This window comes from Alteromonas sp. NFXS44, assembly GCF_040148705.1.
Classification (GTDB): domain Bacteria; phylum Pseudomonadota; class Gammaproteobacteria; order Enterobacterales; family Alteromonadaceae; genus Alteromonas.
Genome location: NZ_JAGDEA010000014.1, coordinates 1 through 7,156 on the forward strand (window position 1 = coordinate 1; position 7,156 = coordinate 7,156).

Annotated in this window: 7 protein-coding genes; 5 read left to right on the plus strand and 2 right to left on the minus strand. The window is 43.1% G+C overall.

Annotated elements, in window-relative coordinates:
- The 4 genes from J3369_RS21965 to J3369_RS21980 all read left to right on the plus strand — a co-directional run.
- A partial coding sequence (locus J3369_RS21965; protein ID WP_349591152.1) for a hypothetical protein occupies positions 1-1,125 on the plus strand: 1,125 nt, incomplete at its 5' end.
- Between the two features lie 356 nt (positions 1,126-1,481).
- On the plus strand, positions 1,482-1,901 hold the full coding sequence (locus J3369_RS21970; protein ID WP_349591154.1) for a hypothetical protein: 420 nt from the start codon (positions 1,482-1,484) through the stop codon (positions 1,899-1,901).
- Between the two features lie 292 nt (positions 1,902-2,193).
- Entirely contained in the window at positions 2,194-2,490 is a 297-nt protein-coding gene (locus tag J3369_RS21975; RefSeq protein WP_349591156.1) for a hypothetical protein, read from the plus strand.
- Positions 2,490-3,752, plus strand: coding sequence for a DUF6161 domain-containing protein (locus J3369_RS21980; protein ID WP_349591157.1), 1,263 nt, complete (start codon positions 2,490-2,492; stop codon positions 3,750-3,752). The genes J3369_RS21975 and J3369_RS21980 overlap by 1 nt, the downstream gene beginning before the upstream one ends.
- An 822-nt stretch (positions 3,753-4,574) precedes the next feature.
- Here J3369_RS21980 and J3369_RS21985 read toward each other — a convergent pair.
- Positions 4,575-5,180, minus strand: coding sequence for a rolling circle replication-associated protein (locus J3369_RS21985; protein ID WP_349591158.1), 606 nt, complete (start codon positions 5,178-5,180; stop codon positions 4,575-4,577).
- A 343-nt stretch (positions 5,181-5,523) separates the two neighbouring features.
- On the minus strand, positions 5,524-5,799 hold the full coding sequence (locus tag J3369_RS21990) for a hypothetical protein (RefSeq protein WP_349591160.1): 276 nt from the start codon (positions 5,797-5,799) through the stop codon (positions 5,524-5,526).
- Positions 5,800-6,283: 484 nt separating this feature from the next.
- Between J3369_RS21990 and J3369_RS21995 the strand changes: the two genes are divergently transcribed.
- Complete coding sequence (locus J3369_RS21995; protein ID WP_349591162.1) at positions 6,284-6,577, plus strand: hypothetical protein; 294 nt, start codon at positions 6,284-6,286, stop codon at positions 6,575-6,577.
- Positions 6,578-7,156 lie beyond the last annotated feature (579 nt).

Genomic DNA, 7,156 nt, shown 5'->3' on the forward strand with positions numbered 1-7,156 from the left:
TTGGCTGAGGAGTTGAAAACACCGGGCGCTCGGAAAGACTTATCTTTCGCTATCTACCAGCTTGCCACAGTAATGCGGGACACAGACGGGCCGAAGGCCGCCAAACCGCTCTTCGTGAAATATGAGCAACTAATGCGGGCGTTGGCTGAAGAGTTGAAAACACCGGGCGCTTGGAAAGACTTAGCCAATGCTAACTATTATCTCGCCACAGTAATGCGGGACACAAATGGGCCGGAGGCCGCCAAACCGCTCTTTGTGAAATATGAGCAACTGGTTCGGGCCCTGGCCGAGGAGTTAAAGACACCAAGCGCACGAATGGAATTAGCTAAAGCTAACTTTCATCTAGCCACCGTAACGCAAGAAGCAGAGGGGGCTGAAGAAGCTGAACACTTATTCATAAAAAGCCGAAAATTGGCTAAGGCAGTTGTAAGCCAACTAAAAAACCCTTTTTCGCTATATCAGTTCAATCTACTCGAGTTTTTTACCTGTCAAAATAGGCAAAGACTAATGCAGAACAACCATGTGCTTTTCGATTCTGTGGTGTTAAATCCCAAAACCGCAGAACAAGAGCTAGATGCACTGCTAATAATTGAGAAAAAAATTGATAAATATGCGGAGTTAAAACAACTTAGTCGTTTCGAAGTCGTCAATGTTGTGCGTATCAAAAATGTTATCGCTGCATGTTATATTGCCACTGAGAAAACCGATTTTGCAAAAGACAAGTTAAATCAATTAAGTAAATATATTGAGCGCCTATCACAGTTCAATACCCATAGCGCTAAAGAGCAGTTAATATTAGCCAGCTTTTATGAAGCGCAGGTAGCAATCACCACACATGACTTCACCGCTGCAGATGTTAGTTTTAAATCAGCCCGAAAATTAGTGAATAAAATGCTTCCAGACTTTTGGGACGTCCCATATTACCATTCCTTAATTTGCTGGTATTACAGTAATTTCTTATATGAAAAAGGTAAATATGAAGCCGCAATGAAAGAAATTGGACTTGGATTGGCCGCTGCGCAACAATTTACGAAGTATAACGTAAGGAATGGCAAAGATATTTTAGCTGTTTTTACTGAGACTCAAAGGAACTGGTTAGCGACAGCGAAAAAGAATAGCTTGTAATTTGTACTAGCTAAAACCCGATCTGACAGTTTAGGATTTTGAGTTCAACCAAATCAGACGGTCCGCAACAAGTTAATGTCTGAAAAGAGCGAGAAGCGGACATGACAATCCTTTAAGTTAGCCTAATGTTAAGACTATAAAATGGTATGCCACTATTCTAGGAGAGGCTTACGCGGTTACCAAATTTTCCACTCTTGACTACTAAAGGCCTCAACGATTGTGAACCCTGAGCCGAATTCATCATTTTTAGACTTCATGCTCGTTTTTTAGTCATGACGGTCTGTGATAGGTTAGTATCCAATATGTCTATGGATGTAAATTTAACCAAATTATAATTTATCATGGAGGGTAATCACGTGGATATGATAGGTGAGTTGGCAGAAAGTGTAAAATCGAGTCTCTCAGAGCATAAAAAGTGGGGAACCTTGGATGCCTATTTATACAACGCTGGTACAGGCATAGTTTTGCTATGCTCCGGCATAGCTACATATTTACCATCTGTAGGAGATGGTACATCTGAATGGATTCCTCCAATCCTCACGGGGTTAGTTACATTCTGGGTTGCACTAGATCGAGCGCTTACCTTTGGCCCGCGTTGGAAGTTTCATTTGACGCAAAGATCAGGATATCGTCGCGTTCTTGATCAGATAGCAATTTATTCAGCGTTGCCAGATAATGAAAAGCCTACTCAATTAAAAAAGATTGTCGCCCAATTGGAATTAGTAAGATCGCAAGAACCTGGTATGCCAGGGATAGATGTTGCTGGTGACAATTAATCTTAAAAGGGCTTTATGAGGAGTGGAACACTCTCTACTTCAAGACCCTTTGTTAGCGCCTCTTGTAAGCCAATTGATAGAACGTTCTCGTCCACAAAAGACAAGCAGCGGACTCGTTTCAACCCCAACATTATTTCGCCAACAACCGAAAGAAGTGTGGTTGTCTTAGTATTGACCACGTTATAGCAATGACGAACTATGTATTTAATTACCGAGACTTTTTAGTTCAGAGATTGCACGCAATTATTATAGGAAACTTTGGATGAATTGTTTGATATTAAGGATGATTTTCGTGAATCTTCAAAATAGTGGAAATTGCCATAGCACTAGTTTAACGTTATTAGCAGCTTCTTGTTCAATCTTTTTAAACAAACCAAGCCAAAAATCAATGAGCGATCTGGGAAGCATGACGTTAGCCCTTTTTGATAATCCGGATCAGGTTCTTGCATCTACAATAAAGGGGACTTTGGAAGAAGGTGTAATAAAAGTGTTACTACGTATTGTAACAGGTAGAGATATGCCTAACGTGCCGGAGTTTCAGCTGAGCGGCCCTGTTGATACAGTTTATAAGACACTAGGAGTCTTGTAATGCATAAGAACAGACCAATAAACAACAGGTTCAGTGATGTCACTGGAAGACAATTTTCATTTAATGACTTCAAAGCATATTATGATTTTATCAAACGAGAAGCGAATTATTGGGCAAAACAGAAAGACTCTCTTAGCGGCAATAGGAATCAGAATATACATCCCTACTTGAATTTTCATGCCAGCATGAGTGCGGTCATAAGCACCATAGAGAATTGGAACAATGCCGACGAATTGGATAACCAAACATTTCAACAACACTTAAATCAAATTCAAAGCAACCAATTTAGGAATATTGGCAATCAATGGTTATGGTCAGGGCATGATTACGTTCCACGCTTCGTTGAAATTCACTCTGATATTTCAAAAGATGCTGCCGAGTCATTTTTAAGCTATGTTTCAAGAAATCAAGCAGCTAGCTTTGGAAACAAAGACAGTTTTGATGGCGCTTTGTTAGGGTATGAGTACGTTTATCAAAATTCTGATTTAGTCAAACGACGAAAATCAGAAAGAGCAACTATCACCCAGTTAAGAGATCAACTTCAGCATACCAATAATGAAATAATCACAGAGGTTGAAGAAACTAAGCTGGATTTCAATACTTGGTTCGACAGCTCAAAATTACAACAAAAAGAATGGCAGCACGAAACTCAAAATAAGTGCAGTAGATTATTGAAGGCAAATAGTTGGATTGCTCAAAAGAAAGGGCAGCGTTTCAGTAAAGAGCTCGACACCCAATTAGAGGCTTGGCAGCAAAGAATTGATGAGCTTGAGCAAACCTTCAAAGAAAAACTGAGGCTTGAAAAACCTGCTGAATACTGGAAGGCATCGGCATCGAAGTTGAGAAGCCAAGGAATTATGTTTACAACGCTGCTTTTATTAACCATCGCCTTTGGCGTTTATGGGCTAGCGGATTTTTTCAAGATCTGGTTATTGAGGGGCGAGCAACCAATTAATTTAGCCTCAGTGCAGGGGGTTGTTCTTTTCGGGTCTATCGCCGCTGTTTATGCTTTCATTATCAAGGTCTTATCCAGATTAACATTCAGCTCTTTCCACTTGATGAGAGACGCAGAAGAAAGAGAGCAGCTTACATATTTATATCTTTCACTAACTGAAGGCTCTGATGTTGATAAAGAGTCCAGAGAAATTGTGCTCCAAGCCCTCTTCAGTCGTTCTGAGACGGGTTTACTTGCGCAGGAGCAAGGTCCCGCAATGCCGGGGGCCAGCGAGATAATGAGAGCATTTTCCAAAGGCAAGTCGTAAATCCGACTTGCTGCAATTTGGAAAATATTAAAAGAAACATATCTTACGTCCAGAGATTCTGTGTTTTCATAGGTAGGAATCTGCAATGACCACTTCACGTACAAAGCAGTCACAGGGATGCCAGTACCAAGATGTCCGCTTTTGACCAACAGACGACGGGAACGACGGTAGAATTTCTGCTGCGAACGAGTAGGGGGATAAAGCAGGCTCTCTTTGAATAAGTACATAATGAAGTTCTAAGAAGCTATTCGATGAAACAATCCGGCATTATGCCGTCGCTTCGTAAACCACTAATACTTGCAAATCACTTTCTAAAAGCCCGACGCCAGAAAAACTACGAGCAATTGAACTAAGTTGCATACTAATTGGCCTGGTTTTCTGATACATGGACGGGTTTAATGACCACTGAGTTCTCAGCCAGTACTTACAACTGGGGAAACTGTTAGGATCATTCATTATGTTTGTTTCGCTTTAAATGAATCCACGTGACTATCATAGAAATAACTAGTAGGCCGTCATACCATGGACGGGCTGGAAAGCTCAGATGCTTCATTAAAACTAGCAATCCGACATAAGTCTTTCAATCTCTTGAGCAAAAGCAGAATGTGGGAGCCGCTAAAAATCTCGTGCTGGCAGAAAATCTCATTTTATGTGGCAGTCTTCAAAAGGATTGATAAGCAACAAGATTTCAATATTGTATTTAACATAATATACATTATGCGCAATTAAGTATTAATGCGGATTGGGGCGGCTGTCTGCGGATTCGCTTGCTGCGGTAAACCCTCACGGTTTGCCGCGCTACGCAATCCTTGCCAGCCAGTCCTAACGCTTAACGATGAATATGCCTAAGTTTGTGACGTGAATTTGCCACGGGCTCGGCACAATTTCGCCTGAGCTTTTCAGCACGATCCCTCCGCCAGTTGCCCGACGAGGTTTGTCGTCGATGGTTGCGATTTCTTTCACCCACGTTGGCATCAGCCACCAACAGCGTTCATTGCGTGCGCCGTCAGATAATCCGCCACAGCCCATTATCCGGCAGCCTTTCGGGAATGCGTCCGCATCGTCTTTCGACAGATATTTGGCCAGATAAGCCACCGGACGTTTTACCCATTCAATGCGCGTCATGCCATGCGGCCACCAACCTTGTTTATCAGGTTTCGGCAACGTGACGCCGACCGGTAGCCAGAACACCACGTGATAATGCACGGCCCCCCGCTTCTGCAATTCAGCAACCCAGACATACCGGACTGAGATTTGGCGGCGTTTGCACCATTGGCGAACCAGACGCATAAAGTAACTGACATCATCAGCACGCCAGTCTTCAACATTACGGTATGTAAGCGTGACCATGGCACGCCGGTATCGGGCTTTTGCCTGCTGTAAATCTTCTTCGTGGAGTCTGGCCGCGGTTAATGTGCCGTGTTTCATCCGTTTAAGACGAGTCTGTAAACGGTCGATTTTGTGGATTTGTTGGTGTGTTCCAGTTGTTGATAAAGAGATAAACCCAGGCGCAGTGCGCAGGACTTCTCCGGTTTCAGGGTTGTTTTGGGGTGTTTTTCCGTCGTAAACCGGTAAACCAGCAAACTTTTCGCATGAATTATTTTGATGCGAACTGTATTCTGGCCGTACTGATCCACTGACAGACTCAGCCTGTCTAAGTAACATTGCCGTGTTACTCCATTTCCGTGGTTTGTAACAACGCGCTTAAGGAGTTGCCACTCCTTTAACGCATCCTAGAAGCCTGACTTTGCCGAGTCGGGCTTCTTTCTATCTACTTTTCTTCCGGTAGCTGTTCCGCTGCGGCTTTCTCCATAGCATTCATGAACGGTTCGAACATTTCCTTAAATGCAATGCCCACAGAGTCCGCCATACGCTGATTATTCTCGCGTTCGATGCGCTTTTTGTTAATTGCTTCGCCCAGATATACCGATGCCAGTGTGGCCGGACTCTGGCCGACTTCTGCCGCTAAACGGGATAATTCTGCATGTACCTGCGGCGTAACTTTGATGGCAATCCGCTCGCTTCTTACTTCTTTTTCCGTTGTCATAGTGTGTTTCTCCGGTGGCTATCTGGACACTTACGGAATCGAACTTACAGGAGATATTCAGGGATTGGAAGTGCCCGTACGGGCACCGTAATTGACTGACTTAGCTTAACTAATGTATACCTGTACACATGTTTACACTTCACCATGTTCACCGGTTTTTCAGGTCAGTTAGCCGGCAGGCTACGGTTTTTGGTGAGGTTGACCCCCGTATTACAGATACGGGGGTCTTAAGCGAAATCCGCACAAGAGTGGACTGTTATAGTATGTCCACCCTCGCACATTAATTTGCACGTAGCGGACATTGGCAGCAGCCAATTTCAGACAGACCGCTCATACATCGTTTTTTGGTTTTGCAGGGCGGCAATTCGCTTTGGTGGCCGATTTAGACTAGGAATGGCCGTTGTGTGACAGTACCTTTGTTCAGTTCGCAAGGTTACCGCTCGCAAGGCTCACTGCATGCCGCAAGCGGCATTAAGGACAACTAATGGAATCAGAAGTAATATCTCAATTGAAAACCTTTTTGGAAGGTATTCTGAATGATGGAATAGATCTAGAAGCCAGCTATAGGCATTCAGCAGCGAGCTTCACCAGTCGAGAACGTAAAACTATAGTTGTCACCAGAAGTATTTATGAAGATCACGGAAGCCAAATTGATAATTTAATAAGAACTTTAAATTCGCCAGATACAACCTCTGAAATTCAACGTAAATACAATGAATTAGACGATGGTCAAAGCATGACCATTAACTATAAGGAAAGTCGTGTTTTCATTAGCTAAGAATCGCTAGTAAGTGGGTATCCCGTTAACAATTCTTACGCACTTAGGATAGTGGTCGACTTTTGTGTCTGTATAATTTTTTAGTTCCGCTTCATGAACTACTGTGCAATGCCAGACCTTATAGTGGTAGGTCACGAGTTGAGTTGCCACTGCGACAGCTATTCCAAGAAAGAAACCAATCAGCCCAAATATTATGTGTTTTTTGTTTCCCATAAATAGATTCATTCCATGATTAATAAACCCGTAACTTTGACTACTGAACAACAGTTACTTTTGGTACGCATGCCTTGTAGACTGCGGGGCACTTACATTACATGGTTGCTTGGATTCGATCCATATTTCCTGATGAGCAGGGAAACGTACTACAGACATGCCAAGGAACTGGCATCAAAATACGGCATAGAAATCCGCAAAAAGAGTCCTTATTTTGTGTCCCCAAGGGCAGACTAGTAAATATACATTATGCGCAATTAAGTATTAATGCGGATTGGGGCGGCTGTCTGCGGATTCGCTTGCTGCGGTAAACCCTCACGGTTTGCCGCGCTACGCAATCCTTGCCAGCCAGTCCTAACGCTTAAC